An 18268-nucleotide genomic window follows, 5' to 3' on the forward strand; every position below is an offset into this window, starting at 1 on the left:
ACACGTTTGTTTTTTTAACTCCACTACAAACAAACGTGTGTTCTTTTTCGGTTTGAAATGGGACCATTTTGTTAACATGAATATTCAAAAATAATTTTTTTAAGTTAGAATATTCAAAAACTTATTTATGCAAACAAGCATGTCATGATAACATTTAACAAGGGGGTAGAAGTAGATGAGTGTTGACATTATTTCTAAAGAAGAAATCACAAAATTATTAAACGACTGGTATCAAGCTATGATTTCACAACGTGTATTACAGTCTCAGAAAATAAAAGAAGATATTGCAAATAAAATCAATAATATTAAGGAAGACCAAACAATATTAGTCTACTACGCTTTATTGAATGCACGGTATAAACTGCTAATTCGGGATATGGATAGTACAAAAGATATTCTGGACAAAATCGAGCCTTTACCAGAGTCTACAGAGACATTTTTAGAGTACATGCATGATGAAATTGAAAAAGCTGAATTTAATTATTGGCTTGCAGTCCATTACTATCACGTATTAAAACCGATCCTAGCAGTTCAATTTGCTACAAAGGCGAATGAAGTATTTTCAATTAGTCCAGGGTATGAATTAAAAACTGCAGCATGCTTAAATACTTTAGGAATGGCACACATTCGACTAAATGAATTCGAAAGTGCAGAGGAATATTTACTTTCAGCACTAGGTACCTTCCAAAAATCTAATGATGAACTTCTTATTAAACGAGTTAAGCATAATTTAGGACTTTTATACGCAAGTCAAAACATGCCAGAGTTAGCAATTAAACACTTAGAGGATTCATTAGAAAATAACGCTAAAACTATGTTTCTTTTAGCAAGAGAACATTTTAAGTTAGGTTATAGTCATATCGCTAATGAATATATTGAGAATGGCTATAAGATTAGCGACTTATGTTATCGTCATCATTTCCGAATTTTAAAAGCAGTACATAACTATGTACCGCAAGAAGAATTAGAAAATGTGGTTATAGAAGGTATTTCGTATTTTGAAAAAGAAGAATTATATGATTGGGTAAAAGAATATGCTTCTCTTTTAGGTGAAATATTCTATGGTTCAGAAAATCATAGAAAAGCAAGCAAGTATTTGCACATCGCTTTAGATGCAGACAAAAAGAGCATAGAAAGAAGGGCGCTAAAATGAAAAAAGCAATCTTATTAATGATGATGTTATCCGCTGTTTTTACTTTTGGTCTTACTAATGCAAAAGACATACCACAAAACGAAGCAATTGAAGTGTTTATGGATCATGGAGAACATATTTAAAACCTAAGGAAGAGGGCGCTTATAGTGTCCTCTTTTTAATATCTATTATTTATATGATGAGGTTGCAGGTACGTCTTTTGGTTATTGTTTGATAAACGTAAGATGTTTCTAAAAATGTGTATACAAAGGTGTATTTTTGTACTGTATATGTTCACGTACTATATAAAAAAGTATGAAAATCTATAAAAATAATTATTTCAATAAAATTTGTTTTAGATATTAAAAAGTGCCAAAACCCTTGTGGTATAAGGGGTTTGGCACTTTTGTGTTTTTTATATTTTATCAAATAAACAACCCTAAAACTGCTCATTCTTCTCCCAAGATTCAACGATATAATGTGCAATCGTCGGATTGAAGCCTTTACCAACTAAAAACATAATCGCAGCAACTTCTGTTAATGCGTGTTCGTGTGATGTATGTTTTGCTTCATTTAAACCGTAATCTACCCATGGTTTTACGAAATCTAGTACAGGTTTCTTGAAAGGTAAAAATTGTGTACCGACAACTTGTTGAATTTGTTGTTGTGTTGGTTCAGTAATTGGTCCAGGTGGTAAGATTTGTGGTTGTGTAATGTCTAGTGTTGGTCCGGGCGGTAAAATTTGTGGCTGAGTTGGATCTATTGTTGGTGGTTTAGGTGGTGAGACACGCGCGTCGTAGTTTGGTTGATACATTTGTTGTTGATATTGCGGTTGTTGTGGTTGAGTTGTGTATGGGTTTTGTGGTGCTGCATATGGATTTTGTTGATATTGTTGTTCTTGGTTTTGTGGTGCTGCATATGGATTTTGTTGATATTGTTGTTCTTGGTTTTGTGGTGCTGCATATGGATTTTGTTGATATTGTTGTTCTTGGTTTTGTGGTATTACATATGGATTTTGAGGATATCGCTGTTCTTGATTTTGTGGTGCTGCATATGGATTTTGAGGATATTCATAATTTGGACGTGTGTCATATGGATTTTGTTGAAATTCAGTTTCTTGGTTTTGCGTTGTTGCATATGGGTTTTCGTCATATTGTTGCTCTTGCTGTTGTAACTCTTGTTCTTCGTATTGTTCTGTGTATCTCTGTTCTTGTTGTTGAGGATACAATGGTTGCCTTGGATAAGGCGGTTGATTATTATAGAACATGTTTATTCCTCCTTCATGATGATGCCTACCACCTAGTGTATGGGCGGACAAGAAAATATGTGATGAAAAAATGCGGGCGTGTTACAATAAGTAACTGGGTGAAGATAAAATGACAAAACAAGAAAAAATTCAAAAAACAATTACTTTTGTAAAACATATTTTAGAAAAAGATGCGAGTGGGCATGATTGGTATCATATTGAACGTGTACATAAAATGGCGATTTCTTTATCTGAGCAAGAAGGTGGAAATCGTTTTATAATTGAAATGGCAGCATTACTTCACGATGTGGCAGATGAAAAGCTAAATGAAAGTGAAGAAGCAGGAATGAAAAAAGTTTCTGATTGGTTAGAAGAGCTACGTGTTGAAGAAGAGGAAAGTAAACATATTCTTCATATCATCGCCAATATGTCTTATAAAGGTGGCCATGGCGGCACAGTAGAGTCACTTGAAGGGAAAATTGTTCAAGATGCGGATCGTTTAGATGCTCTTGGTGCAATAGGAATTGCTCGTACATTTGCATATGGTGGGGCGAAAGGGAGATTAATGTATGACCCAACTATTCCGCCGCGTGAAGAAATGACGAAAGAAGAGTATAGAAAAAATAATGATCCATCTTTAAATCATTTTTATGAAAAACTTTTGAAATTAAAAGATTTAATGAATACGAATGCAGCAAAACAAGAGGCTGAAATTCGTCATCGTTATATGGAACAGTTTATTGAACAATTTATGAAAGAGTGGAATGCACAAATATGAAAATGTTAACTGTGGAGAACTTATCAAAATCATATGGAGAAAAGCCGTTATTTGATGGATTATCATGTAGTATTACAGAAGGACAACGTGTCGGAATTATTGGTGTAAACGGAACTGGTAAATCGACATTATTAAAAATTATTGCAGGATTAGAAGCTCCTGATACAGGTGATATGACGCATTCACGTGGGTATACAATTAGTTATTTATCACAGCAACCAGAGTTTGATGAAAAACTGACAGTATTAGAGCAAGTGTTCCATGGTGATACACCTTTAATTCGTCTTCTTCGTGATTATGAAAAAGCACTATTAAATATTGAAAAAGATCCAAGTAATGAAAAAGTACAGGAACAATTATTTGCAGTGCAGCAACGTATGGATGCAATGAGTGCATGGGAAGCAAATGCAAATGCGAAGTCTCTTTTAACGAAATTAGGAATTACGGACTTCACTGCAATTGTTGGGAATTTATCTGGTGGACAGAAAAAACGTATTGCAATGGCACAATGTTTTATTGAAACACCGGATTTATTAATTTTAGACGAGCCTACGAACCATCTTGACCATGAGACAGTTGAATGGTTAGAAGAATATTTAGCGAGATATACAGGTTCGGTATTACTTGTAACCCATGATCGTTATTTCTTAGATCGTGTGACGAATCGTATTTTTGAATTAGATAATGGTAAACTATATAGCTACGAAGGAAACTATAGTACATTTTTAGAAGCGAAAGCACTTCGTGAAGAGCAAGAATTGGCACAAGAATCGAAACGCCAAAATTTATATCGTCGTGAACTTGCTTGGATTCGTCGTGGTGCAAAAGCCCGTTCTACGAAACAAAAGGCGCGTATTCAGCGTTTTGATGCGCTAAAGGCACAAGAAGGACCAGCTGCAAAACAGTCAGTTGATATTGCACTAAGCGGAAGTCGTCTAGGAAAGAAAGTACTTGAGTTAAAAGATGTAACGAAAAAATTTGGCGATAAGACGGTATTACATAATTTTAATCATATTGTGAAACCGGGTGATCGTATCGGAATTATTGGGGCGAATGGAAGTGGGAAATCTTCCCTATTAAATATGCTTGCAGGTAAGTTATCTCCTGATAGTGGTGAAGTGGAAGTAGGACAAACTGTAAAAGTTGCTTATTATACGCAAGAAAATGAAGAGATGAATTTAAATCAGCGTATGATTGAATACATTAAAGAGATTGCAGAAGTTATTCATACGACAGATGGAAAAGTAATTGGTGCATCTCAAATGTTAGAACGTTTCTTATTCCCGACACATTCACATGGTACACCACTTGGTAAACTATCTGGTGGTGAAAGAAGACGTTTATATTTATTACGTATTTTAATGGGAGAACCAAACGTACTTTTACTTGATGAACCTACGAACGATCTAGATACACAAACATTAACAGTACTAGAAGATTATTTAGAAGATTTCCCAGGTGTCGTTTTAACTGTATCGCATGACCGTTACTTCTTAGATAAAGTAGTAGATGAACTGTTCATCTTTACTGGCGGAGGCGAAGTGCGTGAGTTTCTAGGTAGTTATACAGATTATTTAGAAATGGAAAAAACGAGAGAACTTATGGAGAAAGCGGAAGTTCAAAAAGAGAAAAAAGTTGTAGAAGAAGCTCCAAAACAACAACGTAAACGTAAACTTTCATACAATGAACAGCGTGAATGGGAAACGATTGAAGATACAATTGCCGAACTTGAAGAGAAAATTGAGTCAATTGGAGAAGAACTTGCGAAAGTTGGATCTGACTTCACAAAGGCACAAGAATTATCTGAAGCACAGCAGAAAACAGAAGAAGAGCTAGAAAAAAAGATGGAAAGATGGAGTGAACTATCAGACATCGTTGAAGGATTAAAATAAAAACAAGCTGCATATATTGAAAAGTAAAGAGAAAAACTTTACACTATTGGTAGAACCTATTTTAGGAGGGAAAAAATGAGAACATCTAATCCAATGTTGAAAAAAGAGGCATTCCGTAAAGAGGGAGCAAGTGCTTCTGCGATGACGATTGGCGGAACAGTAGGCAAAACGTTCATTATGCTTATCTTGCTACTTGCAACGTCTGTCTATTCATACATACAGATGATGCAGGGGACGATGAAGATGCCAGTATTAATTGGTGCTTTAATCGTTGCGGCAATCATCGCATTTGCGTCTATGTTCTTCCCGCGTATTTCACCTTTTGGTGCACCAATCTATGCAGCGGTAGAAGGGGTTGTGTTAGGAAGTATTTCAGCAGTTTATACAATGAAATTTGGCGATTCTATCGTTTTAAATGCTGTATTACTAACAATCTCAATTCTATTTGCAATGTTAGTGTTATATGCAACACGCGTAGTAAAAGTAACGGATAAATTCCGTACAGGCGTGATGGCAGCAACACTTGGAATTATGGTTATGTATTTAGTCGTATTTCTACTAAATATGTTTGGTGTAACTGTTCCATACATTCACCAAGGTGGTACAATCGGTATTATTATTAGTGCAGTTGTTATTGTAGTTGCTGCATTAAACTTATTACTAGATTTCGATTTAATCGAAAATGGTGTACGTAGTCAAGCTCCGAAATATATGGAGTGGTATACTGCGATGGGATTAATGCTTACATTAGTATGGTTATACTTAGAAATTCTTCGTTTCGTTTCGTACTTTACGAAAAATGACTAATAAAAAAATTCTGCATGAAAAATGCAGGATTTTTTTTATTTTCAAAGATATATTGAATGTATGGTATAATATGGATGATAGCAACTTGAAGTGAAGGAGATGGAATATGATGAAAGAGAAGAAGGGGATTATGAAAAAACTATTTTCTAAAAGTTTTTTCATAGAACTAGATGAAGCTTTAACGTATCCATCATCAAAAGTTATTACTTCAGCGATTGAAGGATATGCAACTGAATGCAATGAAAGATTAAAATTTGAGAGTAAAGTTAAACCGATTACTTTCTACTTAGAAAATGCAATGTACCGTGCTGAAATAAAGATGGCTCGCGGAGGATATTACATATCTTGTACTGAAGTGTAATAAATTTTGAAACCATACATGTTTGAACTATGTATGGTTTCTTTTTTTGTTTTGTAAGGTCTAAAATAATACTTTTTACTTACGGATATATCATTTTGTGCTTTTTACCATTCAAACATTTCTCCTTACAATGAAGAAAAACATGTGAGGTGGTATAACTTATGATGAATCGAGTTGTATTAATCGGTAGATTGACAAAGGAGCCAGAATTATACTACACAAAACAAGGCGTCGCTTATGCACGAATATGTGTTGCGGTGAATAGAGGATTTCGAAATAGTTTAGGTGAACAACAAGTCGATTTTATTAATTGTGTCGTTTGGCGCAAATCGGCTGAGAATGTAACTGAATATTGTAAGAAGGGGTCGCTCGTTGGGATTACAGGGCGTATTCAGACTAGTAATTACGATGATGAACAAGGAAAGAGAATATATAGAACTGAAGTTGTGATTGAGAGTATTACCTTTTTGGAGAGAAGGCGGGAGGGGGCATCGTAATAAAAGGTGATTTTAAGTAATAGCTTCGGAAAAAATTGTGGAAAGTATTTTAATAAACTTAATGGATAAAAAATAAAAATCATCGGAAACGAAAGCTTTTAAAATCCCGTTCCTAATTTAAAATGTAAAAAGAATGAAATAGTATGGTAGCGGGAAGAAAGTAGTAAAATTAAGCATCCGAGTAGGAGTATAGAGTGATAACATGTTACAATACAGCTAAGAACATGCAATAAAGGAGAGTTTTTTACGTGAAGATTAAAGCAATTGAACCGACGCCAAGTCCAAATACAATGAAAGTTATTTTGAATGAAGTATTACCATCAGGAGCACGTAATAATTATACAAATGAAAATAAAGAACAAGCACCAATGCAAGTGCAAGAAATTTTGAAAATTGAAGGCATTAAAGGTGTATATCATGTAGCCGACTTTTTAGCAGTGGAGCGAAATGCGAAGTATGACTGGAAAGTTTTATTACAACAAGTTCGTGCTGTTTTCGGCGAAGAAGTATTGGAAGAAAGTGAAGAACAACAACTTGCTCATTTTGGAGAAGTGAAAGTGTTTGTTCAAATGTTCTTTACAATTCCAATGCAAGTAAAGTTAACAGATGGAACGACGGAAGAACGTGTTGGTTTACCAGATCGTTTTAAAGAATCAATTATGAAAGTGCAAATGTCTGCACCAAACGTTGTAAAAGAGCGTAAATGGGTAGAACAAAGTACACGTTACGGTAATTTTGAAGAAATTGGGAAAGAAGTAGTGGAAGAGATTGTTGCTGCTTATTCAGAAGAACGTGTAAATGAAACGGTTAAAGAATTATTAAATCAAGCGGGTGCTGTTGAAGTAACGATTCAAAAGCGTGAGCCATATAAAGTAACAGAAGAGATGATGAAAGATTCTGACTGGAAAAACCGTTTTGCAGCATTAGAACAAATGGATCCTACTGAAGAAGATATTCCAGTGTTGAAGATGGCGTTAGATGATGAAAAAGTTTCAATACGCCGCTTAGCAACAGCGTATTTAGGTATGGTAAAAGGTGATGAAGTATTACCGTTATTATATAAAGCGTTGTTAGATCGCTCTGTAAGTGTTCGCCGTACTGCAGGAGATTGTTTATCAGATGTAGGTGATCCGGCAGCGATGTTCGTTATGATTAAATCTCTGAAAGATCCAAGTAAATTAGTACGCTGGCGTGCAGCGATGTTCTTATTTGAACTTGGAGATGAAAGTGCGATTCCAGCATTAAAAGCAGCGCAAGATGATCTAGAGTTTGAAGTAGCCATGCAAGCACGTCTAGCATTAGAGCGTATTGAAGGCGGAGAAGAAGCAAAAGGTTCTGTATGGAAACAAATGACGGAGTCTCGTAAAGGGGAATAATGTATGATTGTTTTCTATGATAGTTGGTGTCCGATGTGTACGGCCGTTGCAGAACGTACGAAAAAATTAGATAAAAAGGGTAAGATGAAATTTGTTTCATTTCGAAATGAAGATGTAGTTGAGAAGTATGAACTTTCTCAAGAACTACAAAGCAAGATGGAACAAAGATTGTATATTTTAAAAAATAATAAGTGGTATGACGGTATTCAGAGCATACATGTATTAGCAAAGGCCGTTCCATCTTATTGGTTTGCAGTTCCTTTTATAAAGCTATCTATCGTACTTGGTTTTGGAAGTAAAGTATACGATTATATCGCTAATAATAGAAAACTTGTTCCAGTGGGACATTGCCGCGGTGGGGTTTGTGAAATCCCTACAAAAAAATGAAATCATCGTTATCTTTCTTTTGCACCTATTAATAGAGCGTGATATGATGAATTTGGAATGAAAGTTGAAGGAGAGATTACAAGATGTCAAATGCTTATGAAGAATACATGCGCCAAATGGTAATCCCAATGCGCCAAGAGTTAGTGCGTTCTGGGTTTGAAGAGTTAACTACAGAAGAAGCTGTAACAGAATTTATGGAAAATACATCAGGTACAACTTTAGTAGTTGTAAACTCTGTTTGTGGTTGTGCAGCTGGTTTAGCACGTCCGTCAGCAGGTCAAGCGGTTGTTCGTGCTGAAAAACAACCTGATCATCTTGTAACTGTATTCGCAGGTCAAGATAAAGATGCTACTGCAAAAATGCGTGAATACTTCGGAGAAATTCCTCCATCTTCACCATCTATGGCATTATTAAAAGGAAAAGAAGTTGTTCACTTTATTCACCGTCATGAAATTGAAGGTGCAACTATGGACGAAATTATTACGAACTTAGAACAAGCTTTCGAAAAGAATTGCTAAAGAAGGGGGAGAGTAAATCTCCCTCTTTTCTTTATATAGAGGTGAAACAATGATCGTAACAACAGCAGGAAGAACGAACAAAGAAATGACAGATTATGCAAACGAGGTAGCAGCAGAATTAAATGCTTCTTTCGTTAAACGTAATGACATACCGGTACATAAGCTACATGAGCAGTATGAACAAGATGTGCTTGTCGTAGGGAAGAACCGATTAGCTATTTATCCAAAAGGTACGGAAGAATCGTTTTTCTTTCATCCGAACTCAGCGATGTTTCGTGTGAAAAGGTTAATGCGTGGAGAACACGATCCGTTTGTACAAGCCACGCAATTAGAGAGAGGAATGACAGTGTTAGATTGTACGCTCGGGATGGCATCAGATAGTATTGTAGCTAGTTATGTTGTTGGGGAAAGCGGAAAAGTAACAGGACTTGAAGGCAATGAGTATATGGCTTATATTATGGAAAATGGTTTGAAAACATGGTCTTCATCTGTTTCTGAAATTGATGAAGCAATGCAAAGAATCCAAGTAAAGCAAACGGAGCATTTTTCATTTTTAGCGCAATGTGAAGACAATAGTTACGATGTCGTTTACCTTGATCCGATGTTTGAAGAAACTGTCATAGAATCCGATGGAATTAAAGGATTAAAACACTTCGCTTTGTATCATGATATTACTGACGAAACAATTGCGGAGGCAAAACGAGTGGCGAGAAAACGTGTCGTTTTAAAAGATCATTTTCGTAGTTCTAGATTTGAAAAACACAATTTTTATGTATACAAAAGAAAAAGTGCTAAGTTTCACTTTGGTGTAATTGACCCTTGCTAATTGTTTGAAAAGATGTATAATAAGCAATAATTAATTAAATATACTGTCTGTGATGAAGAGAGTAGTCTTTTTTAGAAGGAAAGCGAGCTAGGGATGGTGTGAGCCTAGTACGGAAGAAAAAGATGAAGCGCACTTCGGAGATGCTTCTTGAACGAATAGTAGAGAAAGCCGAGGCCCCCTGTCCTCGTTATAAACGGGAAAGTGGTTCGTAACGAACAACAAGGGTGGTACCACGGGTTAAAACTCGTCTCTTTTTTAGAGACGAGTTTTTTGTGTTTTAAAAAATAAGGAGGTTGTATCATGGATTATAAAATGCAGTTTGCGGAAAGTTTATCTAATATTTTCACGAATGAATTAACGCAAAAACAAATTTTAGATTTAATTGAAACACCGAAACAAGATGAATTTGGAGATGCAGCGTTCCCATGCTTTTCATTAGCGAAGCAATATAAAAAAGCACCAGCTCTTATCGCAAAGGAAGTTGCTGAGAAATTCAATGATCCGTTTTTTACGAAAGTAGAAGCCGTTGGTCCTTATGTAAATGTATTTTTCAATCGTGAAACTGTAAGTGATGCAGTATTAAAAACAGTTTTAGCGGAGAAAGAAGAGTTCGGTCAAAACCACTTTGGCTGTGAAAAAACAGTAGTAATTGATTATTCCTCTCCTAATATCGCGAAACCTTTTTCGATGGGGCATTTACGTTCTACAATGATAGGAAATTCGCTGAAACATATCGCTGAAAAATGTGGCTATGAAGTTGTAGGGATTAATTATATAGGAGATTGGGGAACACAGTTTGGAAAGTTAATTACCGCATATAGAAAATGGGGAAATGAAGAAGTAGTGAAAGAGGATCCAATACGTGAGTTATTTAAGTTATATGTTCAGTTTCATGCAGAAGTAAAAGAGAATGAAGAATTAGAAGAAGAAGGACGTGCTTGGTTTAAAAAGCTAGAAGAAGGCGATGAAGAAGCTGTTGAACTTTGGAATTGGTTCCGTCACGAATCATTAAAAGAATTTTCTCGTATTTATGAACTTCTCGGTGTGGAATTTACTAATTTTCAAGGCGAGGCTTTCTATAATGATAAAATGGAAGACTTTATTGGGATTTTAGAAGAGCACGACTTACTGGAAGAATCAGAAGGCGCATTAGTCGTTAATTTAGAAGAAGAAGGTATGCCGCCATGTTTAATTAGAAAGTCAGATGGTGCGACGATTTATGCAACGCGTGACTTAACGGCAGCTTTATATCGTCAAAACACTTATGGGTTTGATAAAGCGCTATATGTTGTTGGTCCAGAACAAAGCTTACATTTCAATCAATTTTTCACCGTATTAAAAAAACTTGGCTATACTTGGGTTGATGGTATGGAACACGTACCGTTTGGCTTCATTTTAAAAGATGGTAAGAAAATGTCGACACGTAAAGGAAGAGTTATTTTACTTGAAGAAGTACTCGAAGAAGCAATCGAACTTGCAAAACAAAATATTGAAGAGAAAAATCCAAACTTAAAACAGAAAGAAGAAGTAGCAAAGCAAGTCGGTGTTGGTGCAGTCATCTTCCACGATTTAAAAAATGAGCGTATGCATAATATCGAATTCTCATTAGAAAATATGCTGAAATTTGAAGGAGAAACAGGACCTTACGTACAGTACACACATGCACGTGCTTGTTCTATTTTAAGAAAAGAAAGTGTAGAATTTGAAACATGTACATTTGCTTTAAAAGACGATCATAGCTGGAGTGTCGTAAAATTACTAAATAAATTCCCGCAAATAATTGAAGCAGCTTTCAATAAAAATGAGCCATCGATTATTTCGAAATATATATTAGATGTAGCACAATCATTCAATAAATATTACGGTAATGTTCGTATATTAGAAGAGAGCAAAGAAAAAGACAGCAGACTCGCATTGGTTTATGCTGTGACGGTTGTATTAAAAGAAGGATTACGTTTACTTGGGGTGGAGGCACCTGAGGAAATGTAACATAGTAGTAAACTGACAAACTGGGTCTAGTATAAACCTGGTTTGTTTTTTTATTGGATATATATTTTTTTTGCAAAATCAATTAAAATCTTTTTAGAGAGGGTGATTCATATTGATTCGAACTTTTATTTTACAAATTCCTTGTCATAGAAGATTAGATAGGAGTTTTTTTAAACTACAAAAGTACATACCTTTATGTGCGCGTTGTACAGGCATGCTTATTGGTATTTTAATGTTTCCAATTTATTTTTATATGACACCTTCATTTCTTTTGGCAATCATACTATCATTTTTCGCTCAAATTCCGTTACTTATCGATGGGTTCACCCAAAAGTGGAAATGGAGAAGTAGCTCAAATTTGCTAAGAATAACTACTGGTGTATTAAGCGGTAATGGTATGGGATTATTCATTTCCTCTAGTGTTATATGGATATTATCTTAAGATATATAGTAATGGAGGTATTTACATAGATGTTCTGGATTTACTTAATTCTAATTTTTATTTCAGGCGGAAGTGGAATTGGTTTTATGATTCAAAATAAGTATACAGAAGCAATAATAGCTTTTGTTATTTGTATACTATTGTTTGGGCTACTGTATTATTATCTTAAAAGAAACAAAAGAAAGAGAAAAGCAGATTGTGACGATTTAGACTGTACGGATTGTTTTGATTGTGATTGTACTTGTTAAATTTTTCTTCCAAATAAAAAGCTAGTGTATTATTAAAAATACACTAGCTTTTTTGCTTTGAAATTTTAAGAAAAGTGTAGGAATACGGCTATTATATAGAGAACTTTAGTTTTGTATATAAAAGGAGGCGTTAGATGTTGGAAACGTATGATTGGAACAATAAACTAACATATTTAAAAAACACGAGAGATTTATATTACAACGACGATTATGTAAGCTTTTTAGTAAATACAGTTTGGAAGATTACTAAGCCTGTACATATCGTTGATTACGGTTGTGGATATGGTTATTTAGGATTAGTATTAATGCCATTGCTCCCAGAAGGTTCAAAGTATACAGGTATTGATAGTGGAGAAACATTATTAGCTGAAGCCAGAGAGTTGTTTCGTTTACTTCCGTATGATTCAGAATTTCTTGAAGGAGATGCTACAGAAATTGAACTGAACGATAAATACGATATAGCAATCTGTCATGCTTTCTTATTACATATGACTACTCCAGAAACAATGCTAGAAAAAATGATACATTCAGTTAAAAAGGGTGGAAAAATAATCTGTTTTGAACCACATTGGATTTCTAATATGGCTTCTTATTTACTAGATGGGGAGAAACAATCGGAATTTATTCAGCTAGGTGTTTTGCAGAAATTATTTGAAAGTGATACGCAAAGAAATGGTAAAGATGGCAATATAGGCATGAAAATACCGATATATTTAAGTGAATTAGGTGTGAAAAATATTGAATGTAGAGTAAGCGATAAAGTGAACTTTTTAGATTCAAATATGCATCACAATGATAAAAACGATTTGTATCAATCATTAAAAGAAGAGGGGATTGCAGGTGATCCGGGCGATAAGCAACAATTTGTAGAACGTTTAATAGCCAGAGGATTAACATATGATAATGCGCTAGCTCAATATGAAGCTGAACTACGATTTTTTAACATATTTCATGTGTATTCTTCTTTTGTATACGCTCCCAATATGAAAATTACATTTGGTGACATAGTTTGTTAAAAGGTATGATGTATAAGGATTGTCGTTTAATGTCGATAAGTCGATATTCGACATATAATCGCTGATAAATGTTAAGAATCGGTCGATATAATTTGAAAATCGCCGATAAAATGAAAGAATCGCTGATATATTTGAATTATCGCCGATATAATTTTATGTACTAATTTCAGCTTCTACAAGATAAAAACCGCATGTTACGTTATTCCATATAATTAAACAAAATACGGAGAAAAACAATCGTTTTTACTATATTTTGTTATAAATTTGAATAATATTAATTAATACCATCCATTATAAGAGATTTTAGTTGAATACATACTATATGGTGTGTAAAATCTAAGCAAGTAGCAGTATAAATATAAATTCGAGGTGAATGCATGCTAGATTTTAAGCAGTTAGAAACTTGTTTAAAAGACAAGAGATTTGTAGATGGATTACAGGAAATAAATAATGAAATTGCATATATAAAAGAAACGAATACTTTATCCTATGTGAAGAATTGGCTTGCCAATATTCCTTCGCATAAGGAGTTCGATATATTAATTCGTCTTACTGATGAAGGGCTTATGCACCAATACAGTTCATTCCTCATTCGTTACGCTTATAAAAAATTCCCAAATATGAGAACGCTCTCTTTATATTGTGATGAGTTAATTGATGAGCGGAAAATTCTTGAAGCAGAGCAGCTGTTAAAAGAAACTTTAGAAGAGAGTAATAAAGAAGAAATAGATGCAGATTTTTTAGCGAAAACATATTTTACGTTAGTACGATGTCTTTTAGAAATGAAACGAAACGAAGAAGCGTTAATGTATATGCAAAAAGCAGAGGAGTACAGTGCACGCGCAGTGTTTGATAAATGGGGCTACGTTTATATGCATACAGGTGAATGGGAGAAAGCGGAAGAACAATTTATTGCTGGCATGCAGCATGAAGATTGTGAAGAGTTATCTACCTATTTATTATCACAATTGTATGCGAATAAAGGAGAACAAAAACGCGCGATACAGTTAATCGATGATGCAATTGTAAAATTCCCACAAGTACCATATTTTCATTTTGAGAAGATAAAGTATTTATTAGATTTAGAGCGATATGAAGAGATGTTAGCGGTAATAGATAACATAAATACTCAGCTGCCGTATCATGCCTATAATACTTACTTTGTACATTTACGTGCAGAAGCACTGTACAAAATGAATAAATTTGCAGATTTACAAAAACTATTAAAAGAAGAAAAGAGTTTAAAAGAATCTTTATATCATAATTTAGAAAAAAATCCGGATGGAAAAAAGGTTCACTTGCCGATAGTTCCTATTGTACAAAAGGATAATTATTGTGTTCCGACAAGTTTAGAGATGATGTTGCGTATATGGGGAGAGAAACGTACACAAGATGAAATAGCAGAGTTTATTTTTGATATGACAGGTTCGAAGTTTTCAGATACTGTTTCTTATTTAGAAGAATTAGGTTATGAATATCGTTATTTTAAAGGGAATGAAGAGAATTATAAGAGACTGATTGACGAAGGAATTCCTGTTTTATTAAGTATAGATATTGAGCATGCTTCACACGTACAAGTTCTATCTGGATATGATGATACATTGCAAGCTTTCTATGTTCAAGATCCAAACTTTATAGAACCAGTTCTTGTGGAATATAGTAAATTACAAGAAAAATATCGTTATACAGGCTGTTTAGCAATCACGTTTGTTCCGAAAGAAAAGAAGGAGCAACTAGCGTTTCTAAGTGAGGAAGAAAATCGTTACTTTAAATCTATTTTTTCTCTTACGGATCATTTAGATGAACATGACAAAGAGGGGATTAGTAACTTAGTACAATTTTTAAAAGAAACGAGTGATAATCCAAATACGTGGTTATATACGATAAAGCACTTAGATGTTGAAGTAGATAAAGAATTTATTTTATATTGTATCGATAAGTTAATGGAAAAGTTTCCGAACTCGGACTTTGTTAAATTGCATGGTGCACAGTGTTTTATTCGTCTTCAAGAAGTAGAGAAAGCGGAGCAAATGCTGACAAGCGTTGAGAAGAAAAATAATCGTGCTTTATATCATTTAATAAACGGAAGATATGCTTTTGAGCAGGAAAGTTATATAGAAGCGATTTCAAGCTTTCGTTCATCGTTACAATTAGACGCAGATCAGCCTATTGCTTGGAGTTTTCTCGCTTTATCCTATATGTATATTGATCAATCTGAAAAAGCATTGCAATACTCTCAAGTTGCGTTAGAGCGTAGTCCTGAAAGGTTCACTTTAACAAATCACGGTTTAATATTAATAGATTTAGAAAGATATGAAGAAGCATATGAAATCTTTAATGACTTGTTAAAAGAGTATAAATATGAAGCGCATGTATGGTATGAACGAGCGAGATGTGCACATCAACTAGGGAAAGTATATTTAGCAATAAAAGGGCTTAAAGTAGCGATTCGTTTGGATAGTAATGCACCTTACATTTATACGAAACTTTCGGAAATATACGAATCTGATTTGAAGGATGAGGAAAGTGCGAAAGAAATTTTATTAAACGGTATTGAGAATTGTGATGATAAAGCACCTCTTTACGTAAAATTAGGTGATTATCATTTTCAAAATGATAGCTTGGAAGAAGCAGAAGTATTGTATAAGCGTGCTTTAGAAGAAAATGATGAGGATGTTTATTCTCACTTCGGACTTACACAAGTTTATATGGCAAGAGAACAATATAAGGAAGCAAAAGAATATATACTTGGTCTTGAGAAGCAAATTGAAAAGAGCCAAGATTTCCTCATGAATGCAGGAATGGTTTTATGGGATGCTGAAATTGAACTTGGTGGAAATGAAGAAGGGTTTAAAGTAGCACTATCTAAGTTAGAAAATGGTATAAAGAAAAGTGATTATAATGTAGCAAGTGCGTTAGATGAATATGTGAATCGAATTAAAGGAACGGAATTTGTACAACGAGGTATAGCATTTTTAAGAACGTTACACAAAGAAAGAAATGAAGTAAGTGAGTACGGTTGTTATGCAGGTATTTTATATGAATCTATTGGACAGTACGGCCAAGCGATGAAAAGATATAATAAGGCGATAGAACAAATGGAAACGGCATTACCGTATTACCGAATTGGTGAAACACTTATGGCATTAGGGCAATTGACGGAAGCAAAACAAGCGTATGAAACATGTTTAGAGCTTGATGGGAATTTCGTAGGTGTACATTTACAGCTTGCGGAAATATACGAAAAAGAAGAAAACCGTTCTAAAGAACAAAGTCATATGGTTCAGGCGATGAAAGAAGAGCCGTTGCATATTAATATGGAATATTTAGCACAGCTTTCAGTAGATATGAATCTTCAGGAAGAATTGCTGACTGAACTAGAACAATTAGTGGACGAAGTACCTGAAATATGGCGTTTAGATGCGATTGCATATGTGTACGGAGCGATGAATGAAATAGATAAAGAACAAGCACAGGTTGAATACGCACTACAATTAGATGGTGAGCATATAGAAGTTCTATATCATTATGCAAAAGTATTAGTGAAAAAAAGAAATGTAAAAGCAATTGAAGTTGCAATGAAAGTAATACAAAAAGATTTTGATAATGAACGTATATTTGATGTTTATGTAAAAGCAGTAGAGCAACATAAAAAATTGTCTAACATACGAGATTTTCTTCATACGTTAAAGGTGAAAAAAGCAGAAAGGAGTACAGCATTCATGTATGCTGCAGCTGCAGTTACGGAAATATGGATTGAACGCCAGCTGCATGAACAGCCAAAACGATCTATCATTACGAGAGCTTTTTATCGTATGAAAAATCGTGCGAAAGAAATTTCAATGGTTACTATGATAATTGATTTATATGAAATCTCTTTAAAGTTAAATCCGAAAAATAGTATGGCAGCACAGCGATTTGCGCTATTTTATGAGAATGTAGAGATGAATAAAGAAGCAATAGAGATTCTGCACACGTCACTAGAAAATAAATGGGATTATGACGTAGCGAAGCAACTTGTAAATCTTTTCGTTGAGTGCGAGGAAGAAGATATGTTAAGAGATGCTTTGGAATTAACGAAACAAATGGTTCGAGAACTACCAGATGATTATGATACTCTTCTTCTGCAAGCACAAGTATTCTTTAAAGCAGGGGAAGAAAGAAAAGCAGAAAAGATTATCTTACAATTAACAGAGCAAACACCGTTTGTAAGTAGAGCATTTCTTGCTTTAGGAGAAATATATCAAAGTCAAGAAAGGTTTGAAGAGGCAATTCATGTATTAGAAAATGCTTCTATACATCATCCAAATGAAACAGCAATTCTTCTTTCTTTAGCATCTTCATATCATGGTGCCGGCCAAACGATAAAGGCAGAAAAAATAACAAATGAAGTATTAATAATTGACGCGAGTGATTTGTTAGCAAGATATGATCGAGCTTGTTATTTAGCACAGTTAAATAGAAATGAAGAGGCGAAGGAAGAGCTTGAATTTGTCCTTCGTGAGGATGAATCGGGATTCTTTGCTGAACTTATTGAGGATGATGAAAATTTAGCAGCATTGCGAGAGTTTGAAAAGTAATTGTATAAGAATAGGGGAAAAAGATAAGGATATATTTTGAATTAGTTGACAATTAGTTGCTAAATGGCATAAAATAACTTTTAACAAAGTATACAAATCTGAAGACGAGAAAGAGTAAAATAGTGAGCTGTTCTCCAGAGAGCCGGTATATTGCTGAAAGCCGGTGTGCAGAC

The 18268-nt window shown here is 34.4% G+C and carries 17 protein-coding genes and 2 other annotated features (1 of these 19 cut by a window edge); of the genes, 16 read left to right on the forward strand and 1 reads right to left on the reverse strand.

Annotated features, from left to right (window positions below):
* Positions 1–175 precede the first annotated feature (175 nt).
* Together AC3WVZ_RS09550 and AC3WVZ_RS09555 are read left to right on the forward strand one after the other, a co-directional pair.
* Positions 176–1153 (forward strand): response regulator aspartate phosphatase, encoded by a 978-nt coding sequence (locus AC3WVZ_RS09550; protein ID WP_233936310.1) that lies wholly within the window; start codon positions 176–178, stop codon positions 1151–1153.
* Entirely contained in the window at positions 1150–1275 is a 126-nt protein-coding gene (locus tag AC3WVZ_RS09555) for an aspartate phosphatase (protein ID WP_000709201.1), read from the forward strand. The genes AC3WVZ_RS09550 and AC3WVZ_RS09555 overlap by 4 nt, the downstream gene beginning before the upstream one ends.
* Positions 1276–1571: 296 nt before the next feature.
* On the opposite strand, the gene AC3WVZ_RS09560 is transcribed toward AC3WVZ_RS09555, so the two are convergent.
* A complete protein-coding gene (locus AC3WVZ_RS09560; RefSeq protein WP_065211616.1) occupies positions 1572–2399 on the reverse strand; it encodes a hypothetical protein in 828 nt (275 codons plus the stop codon).
* A gap of 109 nt (positions 2400–2508) precedes the next feature.
* On the opposite strand from AC3WVZ_RS09560, the gene AC3WVZ_RS09565 reads away from it, so the two are divergent.
* The 14 genes from AC3WVZ_RS09565 (at position 2509) to AC3WVZ_RS09630 (ending at position 18095) form a co-directional block, all read left to right on the forward strand.
* Entirely contained in the window at positions 2509–3156 is a 648-nt protein-coding gene (locus AC3WVZ_RS09565; RefSeq protein WP_000165966.1) for an HD domain-containing protein, read from the forward strand.
* Positions 3153–5048 (forward strand): ABC-F family ATP-binding cassette domain-containing protein, encoded by a 1896-nt coding sequence (locus AC3WVZ_RS09570; protein ID WP_233936311.1) that lies wholly within the window; start codon positions 3153–3155, stop codon positions 5046–5048. The genes AC3WVZ_RS09565 and AC3WVZ_RS09570 overlap by 4 nt, the downstream gene beginning before the upstream one ends.
* A 75-nt stretch (positions 5049–5123) precedes the next feature.
* Positions 5124–5855 (forward strand): Bax inhibitor-1/YccA family protein, encoded by a 732-nt coding sequence (locus AC3WVZ_RS09575; RefSeq protein WP_001260655.1) that lies wholly within the window; start codon positions 5124–5126, stop codon positions 5853–5855.
* Positions 5856–5961: 106 nt separating this feature from the next.
* Positions 5962–6216: a DUF4318 domain-containing protein gene (locus tag AC3WVZ_RS09580; RefSeq protein WP_000975138.1), complete on the forward strand. Its 255-nt coding sequence runs from the start codon at positions 5962–5964 to the stop codon at positions 6214–6216.
* Positions 6217–6377: 161 nt separating this feature from the next.
* Complete coding sequence (locus AC3WVZ_RS09585) at positions 6378–6713, forward strand: single-stranded DNA-binding protein (RefSeq protein WP_000982018.1); 336 nt, start codon at positions 6378–6380, stop codon at positions 6711–6713.
* Between the two features lie 248 nt (positions 6714–6961).
* The gene (locus tag AC3WVZ_RS09590; RefSeq protein WP_233936313.1) at positions 6962–8089 is read left to right on the forward strand and encodes a conserved virulence factor C family protein; all 1128 of its coding nucleotides are present in this window, start codon (positions 6962–6964) and stop codon (positions 8087–8089) included.
* 3 nt (positions 8090–8092) lie between these two features.
* Complete coding sequence (locus tag AC3WVZ_RS09595) at positions 8093–8476, forward strand: thiol-disulfide oxidoreductase DCC family protein (protein ID WP_060852175.1); 384 nt, start codon at positions 8093–8095, stop codon at positions 8474–8476.
* A gap of 83 nt (positions 8477–8559) precedes the next feature.
* Positions 8560–8994: a BrxA/BrxB family bacilliredoxin gene (locus AC3WVZ_RS09600; protein ID WP_000063706.1), complete on the forward strand. Its 435-nt coding sequence runs from the start codon at positions 8560–8562 to the stop codon at positions 8992–8994.
* Positions 8995–9043: 49 nt separating this feature from the next.
* Positions 9044–9820, forward strand: a complete 777-nt coding sequence (locus AC3WVZ_RS09605) for a class I SAM-dependent methyltransferase (RefSeq protein WP_000637459.1) — start codon at positions 9044–9046, stop codon at positions 9818–9820.
* Positions 9821–9860: 40 nt separating this feature from the next.
* Positions 9861–10075, forward strand: a binding site (T-box leader).
* A 45-nt stretch (positions 10076–10120) separates the two neighbouring features.
* A complete protein-coding gene (gene argS / locus AC3WVZ_RS09610; protein ID WP_000384912.1) occupies positions 10121–11809 on the forward strand; it encodes an arginine--tRNA ligase in 1689 nt (562 codons plus the stop codon).
* Positions 11810–11921: 112 nt separating this feature from the next.
* Entirely contained in the window at positions 11922–12251 is a 330-nt protein-coding gene (locus AC3WVZ_RS09615; protein WP_000621475.1) for a DUF2085 domain-containing protein, read from the forward strand.
* Between the two features lie 29 nt (positions 12252–12280).
* On the forward strand, positions 12281–12499 hold the full coding sequence (locus AC3WVZ_RS09620) for a hypothetical protein (protein ID WP_000498601.1): 219 nt from the start codon (positions 12281–12283) through the stop codon (positions 12497–12499).
* 137 nt (positions 12500–12636) lie between these two features.
* Positions 12637–13515, forward strand: a complete 879-nt coding sequence (locus tag AC3WVZ_RS09625; RefSeq protein ID WP_025709739.1) for a class I SAM-dependent methyltransferase — start codon at positions 12637–12639, stop codon at positions 13513–13515.
* 377 nt (positions 13516–13892) lie between these two features.
* The gene (locus tag AC3WVZ_RS09630) at positions 13893–18095 is read left to right on the forward strand and encodes a bacteriocin-processing peptidase family protein (protein WP_233936314.1); all 4203 of its coding nucleotides are present in this window, start codon (positions 13893–13895) and stop codon (positions 18093–18095) included.
* A 92-nt stretch (positions 18096–18187) separates the two neighbouring features.
* Positions 18188–18268: a binding site (T-box leader), on the forward strand (it continues 160 nt past the right edge of the window).

The organism is Bacillus sp. CPT56D-587-MTF, from assembly GCF_058792335.1.